Annotated in this window: 17 protein-coding genes and 1 tRNA gene; 17 read left to right on the top strand and 1 reads right to left on the bottom strand. The window is 44.7% G+C overall.

The window, feature by feature from the left end; genetic code table 11:
* Nucleotides 1-4: 4 nt before the first annotated feature.
* The 4 genes from folC to IBX48_RS03635 all read left to right on the top strand — a co-directional run bounded on the left by folC (nucleotide 5) and on the right by IBX48_RS03635 (nucleotide 4,739).
* Nucleotides 5-1,285, top strand: coding sequence for a bifunctional tetrahydrofolate synthase/dihydrofolate synthase (gene folC, locus IBX48_RS03650; RefSeq protein ID WP_296830835.1), 1,281 nt, complete (start codon nucleotides 5-7; stop codon nucleotides 1,283-1,285).
* The gene (locus tag IBX48_RS03645; protein WP_296830832.1) at nucleotides 1,273-1,941 is read left to right on the top strand and encodes an SPOR domain-containing protein; all 669 of its coding nucleotides are present in this window, start codon (nucleotides 1,273-1,275) and stop codon (nucleotides 1,939-1,941) included. Before folC ends, IBX48_RS03645 begins: the two co-directional genes overlap by 13 nt.
* A 94-nt stretch (nucleotides 1,942-2,035) precedes the next feature.
* On the top strand, nucleotides 2,036-3,559 hold the full coding sequence (purF, locus tag IBX48_RS03640; RefSeq protein WP_296830830.1) for an amidophosphoribosyltransferase: 1,524 nt from the start codon (nucleotides 2,036-2,038) through the stop codon (nucleotides 3,557-3,559).
* 1 nt (nucleotide 3,560) lies between these two features.
* Nucleotides 3,561-4,739, top strand: a complete 1,179-nt coding sequence (locus IBX48_RS03635; RefSeq protein ID WP_296830828.1) for an O-succinylhomoserine sulfhydrylase — start codon at nucleotides 3,561-3,563, stop codon at nucleotides 4,737-4,739.
* 22 nt (nucleotides 4,740-4,761) lie between these two features.
* On the opposite strand, the gene yhbY is transcribed toward IBX48_RS03635, so the two are convergent.
* A complete protein-coding gene (yhbY, locus tag IBX48_RS03630; protein ID WP_296830826.1) occupies nucleotides 4,762-5,070 on the bottom strand; it encodes a ribosome assembly RNA-binding protein YhbY in 309 nt (102 codons plus the stop codon).
* 85 nt (nucleotides 5,071-5,155) lie between these two features.
* On the opposite strand from yhbY, the gene rlmE reads away from it, so the two are divergent.
* The 13 genes from rlmE to nuoF all read left to right on the top strand — a co-directional run bounded on the left by rlmE (nucleotide 5,156) and on the right by nuoF (nucleotide 16,020).
* Nucleotides 5,156-5,773 carry a 23S rRNA (uridine(2552)-2'-O)-methyltransferase RlmE gene (gene rlmE / locus IBX48_RS03625; protein WP_296830824.1) on the top strand — a complete coding sequence of 206 codons (618 nt, stop codon included), beginning with the start codon at nucleotides 5,156-5,158 and terminating at the stop codon, nucleotides 5,771-5,773.
* 143 nt (nucleotides 5,774-5,916) lie between these two features.
* Nucleotides 5,917-7,860 (top strand): ATP-dependent zinc metalloprotease FtsH, encoded by a 1,944-nt coding sequence (gene ftsH, locus IBX48_RS03620; protein WP_296830823.1) that lies wholly within the window; start codon nucleotides 5,917-5,919, stop codon nucleotides 7,858-7,860.
* 86 nt (nucleotides 7,861-7,946) lie between these two features.
* Nucleotides 7,947-8,780: a dihydropteroate synthase gene (gene folP, locus IBX48_RS03615; RefSeq protein ID WP_296830820.1), complete on the top strand. Its 834-nt coding sequence runs from the start codon at nucleotides 7,947-7,949 to the stop codon at nucleotides 8,778-8,780.
* Between the two features lie 24 nt (nucleotides 8,781-8,804).
* Nucleotides 8,805-10,145, top strand: coding sequence for a phosphoglucosamine mutase (glmM, locus tag IBX48_RS03610; RefSeq protein ID WP_296830818.1), 1,341 nt, complete (start codon nucleotides 8,805-8,807; stop codon nucleotides 10,143-10,145).
* A gap of 68 nt (nucleotides 10,146-10,213) precedes the next feature.
* Nucleotides 10,214-10,984: a triose-phosphate isomerase gene (gene tpiA, locus IBX48_RS03605; protein WP_296830816.1), complete on the top strand. Its 771-nt coding sequence runs from the start codon at nucleotides 10,214-10,216 to the stop codon at nucleotides 10,982-10,984.
* Nucleotides 10,972-11,292, top strand: coding sequence for a preprotein translocase subunit SecG (gene secG / locus IBX48_RS03600; RefSeq protein ID WP_296830814.1), 321 nt, complete (start codon nucleotides 10,972-10,974; stop codon nucleotides 11,290-11,292). The genes tpiA and secG overlap by 13 nt, the downstream gene beginning before the upstream one ends.
* A gap of 12 nt (nucleotides 11,293-11,304) precedes the next feature.
* Nucleotides 11,305-11,389: transfer RNA gene (locus tag IBX48_RS03595), tRNA-Leu, on the top strand.
* Between the two features lie 59 nt (nucleotides 11,390-11,448).
* Nucleotides 11,449-11,805: an NADH-quinone oxidoreductase subunit A gene (locus IBX48_RS03590; protein ID WP_296830813.1), complete on the top strand. Its 357-nt coding sequence runs from the start codon at nucleotides 11,449-11,451 to the stop codon at nucleotides 11,803-11,805.
* On the top strand, nucleotides 11,796-12,272 hold the full coding sequence (locus IBX48_RS03585; RefSeq protein WP_029933956.1) for an NADH-quinone oxidoreductase subunit B: 477 nt from the start codon (nucleotides 11,796-11,798) through the stop codon (nucleotides 12,270-12,272). Before IBX48_RS03590 ends, IBX48_RS03585 begins: the two co-directional genes overlap by 10 nt.
* 33 nt (nucleotides 12,273-12,305) lie before the next feature.
* Complete coding sequence (locus IBX48_RS03580) at nucleotides 12,306-12,959, top strand: NADH-quinone oxidoreductase subunit C (protein WP_296830810.1); 654 nt, start codon at nucleotides 12,306-12,308, stop codon at nucleotides 12,957-12,959.
* A 24-nt stretch (nucleotides 12,960-12,983) separates the two neighbouring features.
* Nucleotides 12,984-14,237 (top strand): NADH-quinone oxidoreductase subunit D, encoded by a 1,254-nt coding sequence (locus IBX48_RS03575; RefSeq protein ID WP_296830808.1) that lies wholly within the window; start codon nucleotides 12,984-12,986, stop codon nucleotides 14,235-14,237.
* Entirely contained in the window at nucleotides 14,234-14,737 is a 504-nt protein-coding gene (gene nuoE / locus IBX48_RS03570) for an NADH-quinone oxidoreductase subunit NuoE (RefSeq protein WP_296830806.1), read from the top strand. Before IBX48_RS03575 ends, nuoE begins: the two co-directional genes overlap by 4 nt.
* A 2-nt stretch (nucleotides 14,738-14,739) precedes the next feature.
* Nucleotides 14,740-16,020, top strand: coding sequence for an NADH-quinone oxidoreductase subunit NuoF (gene nuoF, locus IBX48_RS03565; protein WP_296830804.1), 1,281 nt, complete (start codon nucleotides 14,740-14,742; stop codon nucleotides 16,018-16,020).
* Nucleotides 16,021-16,031 lie beyond the last annotated feature (11 nt).

The following is a 16,031-nucleotide window of genomic DNA, read 5'->3' as shown; positions in this document are numbered from 1 at the left end:
TAAATTGAATCTACCCACCATTCACAGCGGTTTAACTGATTGGTTAAACTGGCTGCTTCAGTTGCACGCTCAAGAAATCGAACTCGGGCTTGATCGAGTGCGTGAGGTTGCCAAACAGCTTGATGTTTTGACCCCTGCACCCTATGTAATTACCGTTGCAGGAACCAATGGTAAAGGTTCCAGTGTTGCGATGCTGGTGGCGATCTTGAGTGCAGCGGGCTATAAAGTGGGGAGTTACACGTCACCTCATATTTTACGTTTTAATGAACGTATTCAGTTAAATGCGCAACCAGTTTCTGATCAGCAGATTGTGGTGGCGTTTGACAGGATTGAAAAAGCCCGCCAAGGCATCAAGCTGACCTACTTTGAGTTTGCCACCTTAGCCGCTCTCGTTCTATTTAAACAATCAGCCTTGGACATAGTAGTACTTGAAGTTGGTTTGGGTGGCCGTTTGGATGCGGTAAATATTGTAGATGCTCAAGCTTGTTTATTAACGGCAATTGATGTAGATCATATTGAGTGGTTAGGCTCGGATCGTGAAAAAATCGGTTTTGAAAAAGCCGGCATTATGCGGTCAAACGGATTGACGGTGTGTTCGGACCCGAATCCACCAAAAACTGTGGTCGATTACGCTGAAAAATTGCATGTTGATTTAAAGTTACTGGGGCGTGATTATGGCTTTAATGTTGACTCTGATGACTGGGTTTTCAAAATAGCTGATCAATCAATAACCTTACCTCTGCCTAACTTAGCGGGTTTGTTTCAGTTGCAAAACGCCGCGGGTGTGTTGGCTTTATTAAAGACTCAAGCTAGGTTAACAATAGATCAAGTCGCTTATGAGCAAGGCTTAAAACAAATACAGCACCCTGGGCGTTTGCAAACTATTCAACTTGACCACCAGGCCTGGTTGTTAGATGTGGCGCATAATTCACAGTCGGTTGATGTTTTAGCTAACCACTTAAAACGGCAACCGGAACAAACTAAATACCTGGTTGTTTTTTCAGCCTTGGCTGATAAAGACATTGAAGCGATGGTGTCACAAATTAAGCCTTATGCTAGTCACTGGTTACTGGTAGATTTACAGGTTGAACGTTCTGCACCTTTAGCCCGGCTTCAAGAGGTGTTAAGATTAGCCGGCGTGGGAGCGGAATGTCAGCTAGCTTTCAATTCTATGGCTGAAGCCGTCACCTGCGCACGCCAATCAAACGAAAGTCGGGTTTTGATCTATGGCTCTTTTGTTACCGTTTCACAAGCAATGGCAGAGTTGACAGAATGGATGAGTTAACAAAATATAGGATAACCGGTGCGGTCATTTGGCTGGCACTGCTGATTATATTGGTGCCAAGTTGGTATGCTAATCCGGTTGACTATGAAAAAGCACAACCTTGGTTGTATTCAACTCCTGATGATTCAGTGTCGCCGACGGCAAAAATGGATAACCAGTTTAAAAAGTCAACCTCAAACAAGCTAGATGACAGCAGCGCTATCCGTTCAAATAAAAAGTCGGAATCTGAAGTCACGCCATCTTTAGGCAGAGATATTCAGACCAACGTCTCATCACCCACTGCGCCATCGCAACCGACTCAGGCTAAACAGTCAATTGAATCTAAAAAACAACAGGATGCTAACACCGAGATTTTAGATAAATCCACCGCCACGGCTAAGTCGCAAGATATTAAAGAGCCCGTACTGCCTTCGGAAGATAAATCTCCCGCTTGGTTAGTGCGGGTAGCCTCTTATAATTCGATTGAGTCGGCTAATAAGACATTGGGTGTGTTGGAAATGCGTTATACCGTAACAATTGGTGATTTTTCTACCAAGACCCAAAAAATTTACACGGTTCGGGTAGGGCCGTTTCCAAGCTTGCAAGAAGCTGAAGAGGCTAAAGCCGAGTTGGATAAAGAATTAGTTACGAATTCTGCGATTGTTCAAATTCGATAATGGGTAGAATACTTCAAACAAGTTTTTAGTCAGCCGACTGTTTCGACAGTGGCTGGGAATTTTTGATTTACATCTAAGATAAGTGAGCAAATTCATGTGTGGTATTGTCGGAATTGTCTCGGCGAGTAGTGAACCGGTTAATCAAGAGCTCTATGATGCGTTAACTATTTTGCAGCATCGTGGGCAGGATGCTGCGGGAATTGTAACCCATGACAACGGGCGGTTTTTCCAACGCAAAGATAATGGGTTAGTTAAGGACGTGTTTCATACTCGTCATATGCGTGATTTGCATGGCTCAACAGGTATTGGTCATGTACGTTATCCAACCGCAGGCTCTTCATCTAGTTCCGAAGCGCAACCGTTTTATGTGAACTCACCCTATGGCATCGTGATGGGGCACAACGGTAACTTAACTAATGCAGAACAGTTAAGCCAGGAAATTTACCAACAAGATCAACGTCATCTCAACACCAATTCTGATTCTGAAGTGTTGTTGAACGTATTTGCTCACGAGTTGATGAAACAGCAGAAGTTGTTTGTAGATCAACACGATATTTTCAGCGCGATACGTCGATTGCACAAACGTGTGCGAGGTGGCTATGCCGCCATAGGTTTGGTTTCCGGTGTTGGTATGTTAGCGTTTCGCGATCCGTTTGCTCTGCGCCCGATTATCGTTGGTCAGCGTAGCAACCCTAAAGGTGGCATCGATTATATTGTGGCTTCAGAAAGCGTGGCTTTAGATGGGCTGGGTTTTAAACACTATCGAGATTTAGCTCCGGGCGAAGCGGTGGTGGTGATGGAAAGTGGCGAAATTTATTTTGAACAGTGTCACGACAACCCTAAATATTCGCCCTGTATTTTCGAGTTTGTTTATTTTGCGCGTCCAGATTCTATGATTGATGATATTTCAGTCTATAAGTCACGTTTACGTATGGGTGAAAAACTGGCCGAAAAAATTCAGCGTGTTTGGGCCGATTACGATATTGATGTGGTGATGCCAATTCCAGATACCAGCCGAACGGCCGCCTTACAGTTGGCCGAAAAACTCAAATTGCCTTATCGTGAAGGTTTTATAAAAAACCGCTACATCGGTCGTACCTTTATTATGCCGGGACAAACTCAGCGTAAAAAATCGGTACGTCAAAAACTCAATGCTATTGGTTTGGAGTTTGAAGGCAAAAACGTATTACTGGTTGATGACTCGATTGTACGTGGTACAACCTCGGGTGAAATTGTGCAAATGGCTCGTGAAGCCGGTGCAAACAAAGTTTATTTTGCCTCTGCTGCGCCACCTGTAAGATATCCTTATGTGTACGGTATTGATATGCCATCCGCCACAGAACTGGTTGCGAGTAACCGAACTGAAGAAGAGGTGGCGGCTTTTATTGGAGCCGATAAACTGATTTATCAAGACCTATCGGATTTGGTTGAAGCGGTGGGTGTCGGCAGTAAGCAGATATCCTGTTTTGATACCTCTTGTTTTAGCGGCGAATACGTCACGGGTGATATTTCTGAAGCCTATTTAGAAAGTATTGCCAACGCTCGTAACGATGGCGCAAAAGAAAACAAAAAAAACAATGCACCAGAAACCATTGGTTTACATAATCAAGGACACTAAATTGGACGAATTTTTGTTAGAAACCTTAGCCATTCGTTCGGGGTACGAACGAACCCATGAGCAAGAGAACAGTGAGGCCATTTTTCCGACCTCCAGTTTTGTATATGAGAGTGCGCAACAAGCCGCCGATCGCTTTAGTGGCGAAGTGCCGGGTAATGTTTACTCTCGCTTTACTAATCCAACAGTACGTACTTTTGAAAAACGTTTAGCGCTAATGGAGGGGGGGGAAGCTTGTGTCGCGACCGCTTCTGGCATGGCGGCGATTTTGTCGACCTTTATGGGGCTGCTTTCAAGTGGTGATCATATTGTTTCTTCCAGCAGTATTTTTGGCACCACCAAAGTGCTGTTTACTAAATACTTTGCCAAGTTTGGTATTGATGTAACATTTGTGCCACAATCTGACCACCAGGCCTGGTGGTCGGCGATTAAGCCCAATACCAAAGCCCTGTTTCTAGAAACGCCTTCTAACCCTCTAACTGAAATTGCGGATATTCGCTATTTGGCGGAACTATCAAAAGCGCATAACGCACTCTTGGTAGTGGATAACTGTCTTTGCACGCCGATTTTGCAGCAACCTTTAAAGCTGGGTGCGGATATTGTGATTCATTCGGCTACCAAGTTTTTAGATGGCCAGGGGCGCTGCTTAGGCGGTGCGGTCATCGGCTCAGAAAAACTGGTGGGGGAGGAGGTGCGAGGTGTGATACGTACTGCAGGACCAAGCATGAGCCCGTTTAACGCCTGGATTTTTATCAAAGGATTGGAAACGCTTAGTGTTCGTATGGAAGCCCATTGTTTACGTGCGCACAAACTGGCGACTTGGCTAAGCGAACACCCAGCGGTAGAAAAAGTGTTTTACCCAGGATTAGTATCTCACCCACAATATGCCTTAGCGCAACAACAGCAATCCGCTGGCGGCGCGTTGGTGAGTTTTCGTATTAAAGGTGGGCGCGAGCAGGCCTGGTCAGTTATTGATGCCACTCAGATGTTGTCTATTACGGCCAATTTAGGTGATGTAAAAACCAGTATCACACATCCTGCGACCACCACACATTCTAGAGTGGCAGCCGAAGAGCGTTTAGCCACTGGCATTACCGACAACCTGGTTAGAGTGTCAGTTGGGCTTGAAAATTATGCTGATATTCAAGCCGATTTACAGCGCGGATTAGATCAATTGATCTAAATAATTCTGCCTAAGGGCTGAATTATTTAGGCAACACCAACTCAGGGTTTTTGGCACGCGCACGATAAATAACAAACATTTTGCCAACCGTTTGTACCAGTTTAGCTTTGGTGTGCGAAATCACATGGTCGATAATCGCTTTGCGATCTTCACGCTCACCGGCTGCCATCTTAACTTTTAATAATTCATGATGCTGTAATGACTTGTCTAGCTCGGCCATTAAACTATCGGTCACGCCTTGCGAGCCAATAATAATGACGGGATTCAGTCCGTGAGCAATGCCACGTAAGAATTTCTTTTGGTTTGGGGATAAAGTTGGATCGGTCTTCATGTTGGTGGCTACTCAAAAGCTAAAAAAGCTATTTTAAATGAAAAAAAACTTGTCCGAGAACTAAATCAGCGAGAACCAAACGAATATGTCCAGAACCAAATCCAGCGCACGCTGGTTACAAGAACATTTTGATGACCCTTATGTATTGCAAGCTCAAAAAGATGGCTGGCGTTCACGCGCCATTTATAAGCTGCAAGAGCTAGATGAAAAAGATAAACTATTTAAACCAGGCCTGGTGGTGGTCGACCTTGGCGCCGCACCAGGCGGTTGGTCACAATGGGCTGCCCAGCAAGTCGGCGAGACAGGTCATGTGTTTGCGTTAGATATATTGCCGGTCGATCCTTATGCGGGGGTTAGTTTTATACAAGGTGATTTTCGCGAAGATGAGGTTTATCAGAACTTGTTAGATGCATTGGATGGTCGTGATGTAGGGCTTGTTATGTCGGACATGGCACCGAATATGAGCGGTAATAAAGCGGTAGATATTCCTCGGGCAATGCATTTGGTTGAGTTAACGCTAGAGCTGGCTAGTCAAGTATTAAAGAAAAACGGCACGGTCGTTATCAAGGTATTTCAGGGTGAAGGTTTTGATCAGCTCTTGCAAAACATGAGAACCGACTATATGAAGGTAATCAGCCGAAAACCTAAAGCATCGAGACCTCGGAGCAAAGAGATTTATGTACTTGGGATAGGTAAGAAGTAGATCGGGCGTCGAGTGTGTAAAGTTTATTCGGCCATAATAAAAACTTATGCTTCTTTTTGCTCGTGTCTTGTGTGCATGGTATGATTCTCCTTATATGACATAATTAAAACATCATGCTTAGCATGGTTTTTAAGGGAAACTAAATGAAAAACGATATGCTAAAAAATTTACTGATCTGGGCGGCCGTCGCCTTAATTTTGATGTCGGTGTTTAATCACTTTGGCTCATCAAATTATCAGACATCAAGTCGCTTGGATTATTCTAAGTTTATTGATGAAGTCCGTGACGGTCGTGTGAGTAGTGTCAATATCGAAGGGGCAACTATTCGAGGTGTTTACTCATCAGGTGAAGCTTTTACTACTTACAATCCGGGCGATGCAGGTTTGATGGGTGACTTGCTTGGTAACCGTGTAACAGTGAGTTCACAGGCGCCGCAAAAGCAAAGCTTATTGATGCAGATTTTCATTTCGTGGTTTCCAATGCTGTTGCTAATTGCGATCTGGATATTCTTTATGCGTTCTATGGGCGGCGGCATGGGTGGCAAAGGTGGCCCAATGTCGTTTGGTAAAAGCAAAGCTCGAATGCTGTCAGAAGATCAAGTTAAGGTAAATTTTGATGATGTGGCGGGCGCAGATGAAGCCAAAGAAGAAGTGTCTGAATTGGTCGATTTTTTGCGAGATCCAGAGAAATATCAGAACTTAGGTGGTCAAATTCCACGTGGTGTATTGATGGTTGGCCCACCCGGTACCGGTAAAACATTATTGGCAAAAGCGATTGCTGGTGAAGCCAAGGTGCCTTTTTTCACCATTTCTGGTTCTGACTTTGTTGAAATGTTTGTGGGTGTGGGTGCTTCACGTGTGCGTGACATGTTTGAACAAGCCAAGGCACATGCACCTTGTATTATTTTCATTGATGAAATTGATGCGGTAGGTCGTAGTCGTGGGGCAGGCATGGGTGGCGGAAATGACGAGCGCGAACAAACTCTAAACCAAATGTTGGTTGAAATGGATGGCTTTGAAGGTAATGAAGGCGTGATTGTTATTGCCGCTACTAACCGTCCTGATGTATTAGACCCGGCCTTGTTGCGTCCAGGTCGTTTTGACCGTCAAGTAACGGTTGGATTGCCGGATGTACGTGGTCGTGAGCAAATTTTAAAAGTACATATGCGTAAAGTACCGCTTTCGGATGATGTTAAACCGGCCTTAATCGCACGTGGAACGCCTGGCTTCTCAGGTGCAGATTTAGCTAACTTGGTTAACGAAGCCGCCTTGTTTGCTGCGCGCTTAGGCGACAGAGTTGTTACTCAAAATCACTTTGAGCGTGCTAAGGATAAAATCCTAATGGGGGTTGAGCGCAAGAGCATGGTGATGAGTGAGGCTGAAAAACGTCTCACGGCTTATCATGAAGCCGGCCATGCGATTATTGGTTATCTTGTGCCAGAACATGATCCCGTTTATAAAGTCAGTATTATTCCGCGGGGTCGTGCGCTGGGTGTCACCATGTATTTACCGGAAGAAGATTCTTGGAGTTACAGCAAGCGTAAACTTGAAAGTCAGTTATCAAGTTTGTATGGTGGTCGTATCGCAGAAGAGATGACTTTTGGCTCGGACGCTGTCACCACTGGGGCCAGTAACGATATTGAGCGTGCTACAAAGTTGGCGCGCAGTATGGTCACCAAGTGGGGCTTGTCGGATAAGTTAGGTCCCTTGTTGTATGAGGAAGAAGAGCAGAATTTCTTGGGATCCAGTTCGCGTAGCAGCCATGTATCCGATGAAACGGCTAAATTGATTGATAGCGAAGTTCGTCGAATGATTGATAATAATTACAAGCGTGCGCAAGATATTCTAACAACGCACAAAGATAAACTTGAGATTATGGCCGAGGCCTTAATGCAATACGAAACAATTGATGCCGAACAGATCAAAAATATTATGGAAGGTCGTGAACCTGGTGCCCCAAAAGATTGGGATGAGCCAACTTCACCAGTTAAATCAACTGAACCAGAGGCGAATGCACCGGAAATGGTATCGGATGACCTGACGGGTGAAGCTGAAAAGCCGGCAGGTGCCGAACCCAAGCTTCATTAATTTAGCGATTAGCTAAAGCCCTATTTGTCTTACTGGCTGTTAACTTAACCCATTAAGCCAACTAGGGCTTTTTTGTGGGTGTTTTTATGAATTTGGTTGATTACTTACAAGGTGATAAAACCGAGCCACTAATCATGGGTATTCTAAACGTAACACCGGATTCGTTTTCGGATGGTGGGCGTTATACTAGGCAAGATCAGTTGATTCGGCGCATTGAGGCTATGGCCGAACAAGGCGCGCATATTATTGATATCGGTGGTGAATCCACCAGGCCTGGTGCTTTAGCTGTTAGCCTTGCCGAAGAGGAAAACCGAGTCCTGCCTGCGATTGAACTGGTTAAGCAGTATTCCGATTGTTGGGTGTCGATTGATACCTATAAAACGGAGGTGATGCGTGCATCGCTCGCGTTAGGTGTCGACATGGTGAATGATGTCAATGCGCTGCAAGCTGAAGGTGCACTGGAACTGCTAGCAAAAACGGATGCGGCAGTTTGTTTGATGCATAAACAAGGTCAGCCTTTGGATATGCAGGACAAACCGGTTTACAACGATGTACTAACGCAAGTGCATGACTTTTTGAAAGCACGAATTGAAGTCTGTGAGCGCGCGGGTATCAACAAAAAACGCTTGGTGCTTGATCCGGGGTTTGGTTTTGGCAAAAGCCTTGAACATAATCAAACCTTGTTTCAACATTTAACTGAATCGACGCCACAAGGTTATCCCATATTAGTGGGGGTGTCGCGCAAAACCATGATTGCTGAATTATTAGGCGGCATACCTGTTGAACAGCGCATGCTGGGTAGTGTTGTTGCGGCTTTGTTGTCAGTTCAGCGCGGAGCCAAAATTGTACGTGTGCATGATGTATTGGAAACGGCACAGGCGTTAAGTCTGGCCAAGGCTTTAAGTAGCAACGAGTTGTAAACTCGCTAAGACTGGAATTAAACAATGAATAAAAAGTACTTTGGAACAGATGGAATACGTTGCCGAGTAGGTCAAGGCTTAATGACGCCTGATCAAGTTTTAAAACTAGGTTGGGCTACCGGGCGTGTACTTAAGGCTCGCGGGGCTTCTAAGGTTTTAATTGGTAAAGATACGCGTATTTCAGGTTATATGTTCGAGTCTGCGTTAGAGGCCGGTTTGATTTATGCTGGAATTGATGTATTACTGCTAGGCCCAATGCCGACGCCTGCTGTGGCTTATTTAACTCGAACTTTTCATGCCGATATTGGTATTGTGATTAGTGCGTCACATAACCCACACTATGACAATGGTATTAAGTTTTTTAATGAAAGCGGATTAAAAATTTCGGATGAAATGGAGCTAGCGATTGAAGCGGCATTTGATGAACCTATGTTGATCAATAGTCAGCTGGAAGAATTGGCGACTTTAGGGCGTGCTCAGCGCATTTCTGATGCGCCAGGCCGTTATATCGAATACTGTAAAAGCACCTATTCTCTTAGTAAGCGATTAGATGGCTTGCATTTAGTTGTCGATTGCGCACATGGCGCGACTTACCAGGTGGCACCTCACGTATTTGAAGAGTTAGGCGCAAAAGTGACCTCGATGGGTGATAAACCAAATGGTTTAAATATTAATCAAGGTTGTGGCGCAACAGATTTGGCGGCGTTAATTGAGAAGGTTAAACAAGAAAACGCGGATTTAGGCGTTGCACTGGATGGCGACGGTGATCGCTTAATGATAGTCGACAATAGCGGCCGTGTTTTAGATGGCGATGATTTGCTTTATATTCTAGCCACGCAATCCTATGCACAGCAAGCTGGCGTGGTTGGCACCTTAATGACCAACCTCGGGATTGAAAATGCACTTAAACAGCGCGGGTTAGAGTTTGTGCGTGCAAATGTTGGCGACCGCTACGTTATGCAAGAACTAAAACAAAGAGGTTGGCTGCTCGGCGCGGAGGGTTCAGGCCATATATTGTGTTTGGATAAGTCATCAACCGGTGATGGTATTGTCGCGGCGTTGCAAGTTTTAGGTGTGATGCAGTCAAGTGGTAAAAGCTTATCTCAATTGCTAGAAGGCGTTGAAAAGTATCCCATGAGTTTAGTTAACGTTAAGGTAGTAAAGCCGTTTGATTTAAATTCAGATGTTGAATTAGTTAAGGCAATTGAAGCGTTTAATACAACCTATGCTGGGCAAGCTCGTGTGTTGATTCGGGCTTCCGGTACCGAGCCATTGGTTCGTGTGATGGTTGAAGCCTCGGAGCAGGAAGTGGTTTCAAACTACGTAGAAAAGCTGGCAGTACTTGTTAAGAAAGCGTTTTCATAAAATTGTCAATATTGTTTTTTTGATTTAAAGCCGCTAATATTGTCGGACTTTTTGGTGGAGAGAGTTGAGTGAGAAGACCGTTTGTAGCTGGAAACTGGAAAATGCATGGTTCAAAAGCCATGATCCAAACATTGTTAACAGAGCTGGTTGAGCGCGCTGAGCGTTTAGACACAGTGGATATGGCTGTGTGCCCTCCATCTGTTTATATAGATTATGTAAAACAAACCTTAGCTAATTGTTCGGTTGCGGTGGGTGGCCAAAATATGGCTGACGTTGCAGAGCAAGGTGCCTTTACAGGCGAAATTACAGGCTTAATGTTGAAAGATGTCGGTTGCGATTACGTAATTGTTGGTCACTCAGAGCGCCGTACCTTGTATGCAGAAACCGATGAGCAAGTCGCCAATAAGGTGTCTATTGCATTGGCAGAAGGCTTAACCCCTATTCTGTGCGTGGGTGAAACCTTGCAAGAACGTGAGTCGAATGTTACTGAACAAGTTGTAAGTGCACAGATGCAAGCCGTTTTGGATAAAGTGGGTGTTGAGTCTTTCACTAACATAGTGGTCGCTTATGAGCCAGTATGGGCGATTGGAACCGGTATGACCGCTTCACCCCAACAAGCGCAGGATGTACACGCCTTTATACGTGGTCTTGTAGCTAACCAGAATGACTCTGTTGCCAAAAACTTAATCATTCAGTATGGTGGCAGCGTTAAGCCAGATAATGCAAAAGAGTTGTTCTCCCAGACTGATATTGATGGCGGCCTAATTGGCGGCGCATCATTAAATGCAGCTGATTTTTTAGCCATATGTGAAGCAGCAGGTGACGCATGTTCGAAATAATTTTAGCAATCCACATTTTGATCGCCTTTGTGTTGATTGTCCTCGTTCTTTTACAGCAGGGTAAGGGTGCAGATGCCGGTGCAAGCTTTGGTGGCGGCTCGTCACAATCTGTTTTCGGTAGCCGTGGCTCAGCCAATTTCTTGTCTAGAACAACGGCTGTGTTAGCCACCTTGTTTTTTATTACCAGTTTGTCATTGGCCTACATTGCCAGCAAAGAAGTAAAAGGTTACAAAAGTGTGGTATCTGAGCAAACGACCTCAATTCCAGAAGACGATTCTCGCTCGGATGCACCTGTGGTTCCAAATTAATTTTTAACACTAGCCGATGTGGTGAAATTGGTAGACACGCTATCTTGAGGGGGTAGTGGCGAAAGCTGTGCCGGTTCGAGTCCGGCCATCGGCACCATTTTTTATAAGCCGGAACAGTCCAGCTTATTATTAATACTAGAAGAGGTGGGTTAACCGATGCTAGAAAACTATTTGCCAATACTGGCGTTTATTGTTTTGGGTGTACTGTTTGGTATCGGCCCACTCGTCATGAGTTTTGTGTTGGCACCAAGTAGACCAGATTCAGAAAAAAACTCTCCCTACGAGTGTGGTTTTGAAGCCTTTGAAGATTCACGCATGAAGTTTGATGTGCGTTTCTATTTGGTCGCCATTCTGTTTATTATTTTTGACCTCGAAATTGCATTTTTATTCCCATGGGCCATTGTTTTAGATGAAATCGGCTTATTTGGACTGTTGTCAATGGCTGTTTTCCTGTCTTTATTGGTTGTGGGCTTTATTTATGAGTGGAGAAAGGGGGCGCTAGAATGGGAATAGAAGGCGTATTGAAAGAAGGTGTAATCACCACCTCGGCTGATAAGCTCATTAATTGGGCTCGAACGGGCTCAATGTGGCCGATGACCTTTGGTCTCGCTTGCTGTGCGGTGGAGATGATGCATGCTGGCGCGGCACGTTATGACCTGGATCGCTTTGGTATTATCTTTCGCCCCAGCCCACGTCAGTCGGATGTCATGATTGTTGCGGGCACGTTAGTTAATAAAATGGCCCCAGCTTTGCGAAAGGTTTATGACCAGATGGCGGAACCGCGTTGGGTGATCTCTATGGGTTCTTGTGCAAATGGCGGTGGCTATTATCACTATTCCTATTCGGTCGTAAGAGGTTGTGACCGCATTGTACCGGTTGATGTTTATGTTCCGGGATGCCCACCAACCGCCGAGGCGTTGTTGTACGGAATCATCCAGCTCCAAAATAAAATCCGCAGCACCAATACGATCGCTAGATAGTGTGTTCAACCTAGGTAACAACGGTAGAATTTTATGAAACAGTCTGTATTAGATTTGCAAACACGTGTGAATGAACTGATTGGCGATCGTTTAGTCAATATGAAAATTGAGTTCGACGAATTAACCATCGAACTTGCACCAGAGGACACTAAGTCTCTATTGACTAGAATGCGAGATGAGCTAGGTTTTGAACTGCTTGTTGATCTTTGTGGTGTTGATTATTTAAGTTATGGTCAGGCGAATTGGGAAAGTGCACAAGCGAGCAATTCAGGTTTTAGTCGAGGGGTATTTGATTTTGATGTCGCGGCTGACACCGAAAATTTGTATCCTGAGCGCCGGTTTGCGGTTGTTTATCATTTATTATCAATTCAAAACAATTTGCGTATTCGTGTTAAGACCTCGCCAACTAATAGTCAACAACCTATTGTAGACTCAGTAGTGGATGTTTGGTCATCTGCCAATTGGTTTGAACGTGAGGCATTTGATTTATTCGGTATTTTATTTAGTGGACACCCAGACTTACGTCGTATCTTGACAGATTACGGTTTTGTAGGGCATCCATTGCGTAAAGATTTTCCACTTGTTGGTCATGTAGAAATGCGCTACGACTCTGAAAAAGGTCGAGTTGTATACGAACCAGTAAGTATTGAGAATAGAGTGAATGTACCACGAGTCATTCGCAACTAAGTTCTGATAAGGATTGAGATAGCTATGCCTGAAATTCGCAACTATACCCTTAACTTTGGTCCTCAGCATCCTTCAGCTCACGGCGTGCTACGCCTTGTGCTTGAGTTAGATGGTGAAACCATTGTACGCGCTGACCCCCATATCGGACTATTACACCGTGGTACTGAAAAACTGGCTGAATATAAACCCTATAATCAATCAATAGGCTATATGGATCGTTTGGACTATGTATCCATGATGTCAAATGAACATGCTTATGTGATGGCGATTGAAAAAATGTTAGGTGTTGAGGTTCCCGAACGTGCGCAATATATTCGCGTTATGTTTGATGAAATTACACGCGTTCTAAATCATTTAATGTGGTTAGGTGCGCATGCCTTAGATATTGGTGCGATGACCGTTTTCTTATATGCTTTCCGTGAGCGTGAAGACTTGATGGATTGCTATGAAGCGGTATCGGGTGCGAGAATGCACGCGACCTATTATCGTCCAGGTGGCGTATATCGTGATTTACCGGATACGATGGCAAAATACAGTGAATCTGAATGGCACAAGGGTAAAAACCTCGATAAGTTAAACGAAACCCGTGAAGGTTCGTTGCTCGATTTTATTGAAGCTTTTACTGAACGCTTCCCGGGCTATATTGATGAATATGAGACTTTATTAACCGATAATCGTATTTGGAAGCAGCGAACGGTTGATATCGGTATCGTATCACCAGAGCGTGCTTTGCAATTGGGCTTTACCGGTCCGATGTTGCGTGGTTCTGGAATTGCATGGGATTTACGCAAAACTCAGCCATACGAAGTATATGATCGGTTAGATTTTGATATTCCAGTTGGTAAAACGGGCGATAGTTATGATCGTTACTTGGTACGCGTCGCAGAAATGCGCGAATCTAACAAAATCATCAAGCAATGTGTGGACTGGTTAAAGAAAAACCCAGGTCGCGTTATTGCCGACGACCACAAAGTTACGCCGCCTTCTAGACAAGATGCAAAATCAAATATGGAAGCGCTCATTCATCATTTCAAACTGTTCACCGATGGATTTATCGTCCCTGAAGGCGAAGTGTATAGTGCAGTTGAACATCCTAAGGGTGAGTTTGGGATTTACATGGTGTCGGATGGTGCAAACAAACCTTATCGTTTAAAAGTACGCGCACCCGGTTTTCCACACCTTGCCGCCTTGGATGAAATGGCAAAAGGTCACATGATTGCAGACGTAGTCGCGATTATCGGTACGCAGGATATTGTATTTGGGGAGATTGATCGATGAGCACGGTTAGTTCAGGAAGTAGTAACATCATTCAAGGGGATGTTAAAACCCGTATTGATCGTTGGTTGGCTCGATATCCAGACGATCAAAAGCAATCCGCTGTGATTGCGTCTTTACGTATTGTCCAAGAGGTGAATGGTGGGCATTTAACACGTGATTTAATGGATCAGGTGGCTAACTACTTAGAGATGCCCGCTATTTCAGTTTATGAAGTCGCCACTTTTTACTCTAACTTTGAGCATAAGCCCGTGGGGCGTCATAAGATTTGTTTGTGTACAAATATTTCTTGCATGTTGCGCGGCAGCGATGAATTGCTTGAACACCTCCAGAAAAAACTGGGTGTCGGGGTGGGCGAAGTCACCGCAGACGGCAAGTTTTCAATCAAAAAGGTTGAGTGTTTAGGTGCATGTGGTGGTGCACCGATGATGCAGTTAGGTAAGGTCTATTATGAAGACCTCACGGAAGCTCGACTAGATGAAATATTGGATAACTTGGAGTAATTATGGTTGAATTAAATCTTTGTTGTTATCGCAATAACCATCTAGAAAACTCGTGGGATATCAACACATATATAGCGCAAGGTGGCTACCAGATTTGGAAAAAAGTTCTGGCCGGTGAATTGAGCCCGCAAGAAATTATTGACGAAGTGAAGACCTCTAATTTACGTGGTCGTGGTGGTGCTGGTTTCCCAACTGGCTTGAAATGGAGTTTTATGAACCGTCAAGCACCAGGCCCAAAGTATATTGTTTGTAACTCGGATGAAAGTGAACCAGGTACGTTTAAAGATCGTGACATTATGCGTTATAACCCACATCAGCTAATCGAAGGCATGATGATCGCAGGTTATGTAATTGGAGCCAATACTGGTTACAACTACATTCGTGGTGAGTTTTGGGAGCCTTATGAACGTTTTACCGGTGCCATTACGCAAGCACGAAAAGCTGGCTTGCTTGGTACGAATATCTTAGGGTCAGGTTACGATTTTGATCTTCACGCCCACCAGGGTGCGGGTGCTTATATTTGTGGTGAAGAAACCGCCTTGATTGAATCCTTGGAAGGTAAAAAAGGCCAGCCAAGATTTAAGCCTCCTTTCCCGGCCAGTTATGGCGTATATGGGCGTCCAACTACGATCAATAACACAGAGACCCTAGCTTCGATTCCGATGATTTTAGCCAAAGGAGGCGACTGGTTTGCCAAACTTGGCGTACCGAATGCGGGCGGAACCAAGCTCTTCTCCATGTCAGGCCATATTGAAAAACCGGGTAACTTTGAAATTCCACTGGGTACGTCTTTTAAAGATTTACTTGAACTAGCAGGTGGTGTTTGGCAAGGGCGCGAATTGAAAGCGGTTATTCCGGGTGGTTCTTCAACCGCCGTATTACCAGCCGATAAAGCTTTAGCCATGACGATGGATTATGACTCAATTGCCAAAGCGGGTTCATTCCTTGGTGCGGGCTCGGTCATTATTATGGATAACCAAACAGATATGGTAAAAGCCTTAGAGCGTTTGACCTGGTTCTATTATGACGAATCATGCGGTCAATGTACGCCATGCCGTGAAGGTACGGGTTGGATGTATCGTGTTGTGCACCGCATCCGCCAGGGCAAAGGGCGTCCAGAAGATATAGAAACATTAAAAGACGTCTCGGGCAAAATTATGGGGCGCGTAATTTGTGGTTTAGGAGATGCAGCGGCGATCCCGGTGACAAGCTTCTTGCAACATTTTGAACATGAGTTCCGTCATTATATTGATCACGGATGCAGTATTTTCGACCGCGCTTAAATTTAAGCGTC

This window comes from Thiomicrospira sp., from assembly GCF_014859555.1.
Taxonomy (GTDB): Bacteria; Pseudomonadota; Gammaproteobacteria; order Thiomicrospirales; family Thiomicrospiraceae; genus Thiomicrospira.
The sequence above is the reverse complement of the archived record's forward strand: the minus strand, read 5'-3'. Positions and strand labels throughout refer to the sequence as shown.

What these genes read in the sequence shown, in the direction of transcription:
- purF (WP_296830830.1), top strand. Translation starts at nt 2,036, where the DNA reads ATGTGTGGTATTGTCGGAATTGTCTCGGCGAGTAGTGAACCGGTTAAT.
- IBX48_RS03575 (WP_296830808.1), top strand. Translation starts at nt 12,984, where the DNA reads ATGCCTGAAATTCGCAACTATACCCTTAACTTTGGTCCTCAGCATCCT.
- IBX48_RS03580 (WP_296830810.1), top strand. Translation starts at nt 12,306, where the DNA reads ATGAAACAGTCTGTATTAGATTTGCAAACACGTGTGAATGAACTGATT.
- ftsH (WP_296830823.1), top strand. Translation starts at nt 5,917, where the DNA reads ATGAAAAACGATATGCTAAAAAATTTACTGATCTGGGCGGCCGTCGCC.
- rlmE (WP_296830824.1), top strand. Translation starts at nt 5,156, where the DNA reads ATGTCCAGAACCAAATCCAGCGCACGCTGGTTACAAGAACATTTTGAT.
- nuoE (WP_296830806.1), top strand. Translation starts at nt 14,234, where the DNA reads ATGAGCACGGTTAGTTCAGGAAGTAGTAACATCATTCAAGGGGATGTT.
- yhbY (WP_296830826.1), bottom strand. Translation starts at nt 5,070, where the DNA reads ATGAAGACCGATCCAACTTTATCCCCAAACCAAAAGAAATTCTTACGT.
- IBX48_RS03645 (WP_296830832.1), top strand. Translation starts at nt 1,273, where the DNA reads ATGGATGAGTTAACAAAATATAGGATAACCGGTGCGGTCATTTGGCTG.
- IBX48_RS03590 (WP_296830813.1), top strand. Translation starts at nt 11,449, where the DNA reads ATGCTAGAAAACTATTTGCCAATACTGGCGTTTATTGTTTTGGGTGTA.
- nuoF (WP_296830804.1), top strand. Translation starts at nt 14,740, where the DNA reads ATGGTTGAATTAAATCTTTGTTGTTATCGCAATAACCATCTAGAAAAC.
- folP (WP_296830820.1), top strand. Translation starts at nt 7,947, where the DNA reads ATGAATTTGGTTGATTACTTACAAGGTGATAAAACCGAGCCACTAATC.
- glmM (WP_296830818.1), top strand. Translation starts at nt 8,805, where the DNA reads ATGAATAAAAAGTACTTTGGAACAGATGGAATACGTTGCCGAGTAGGT.
- IBX48_RS03585 (WP_029933956.1), top strand. Translation starts at nt 11,796, where the DNA reads ATGGGAATAGAAGGCGTATTGAAAGAAGGTGTAATCACCACCTCGGCT.
- secG (WP_296830814.1), top strand. Translation starts at nt 10,972, where the DNA reads ATGTTCGAAATAATTTTAGCAATCCACATTTTGATCGCCTTTGTGTTG.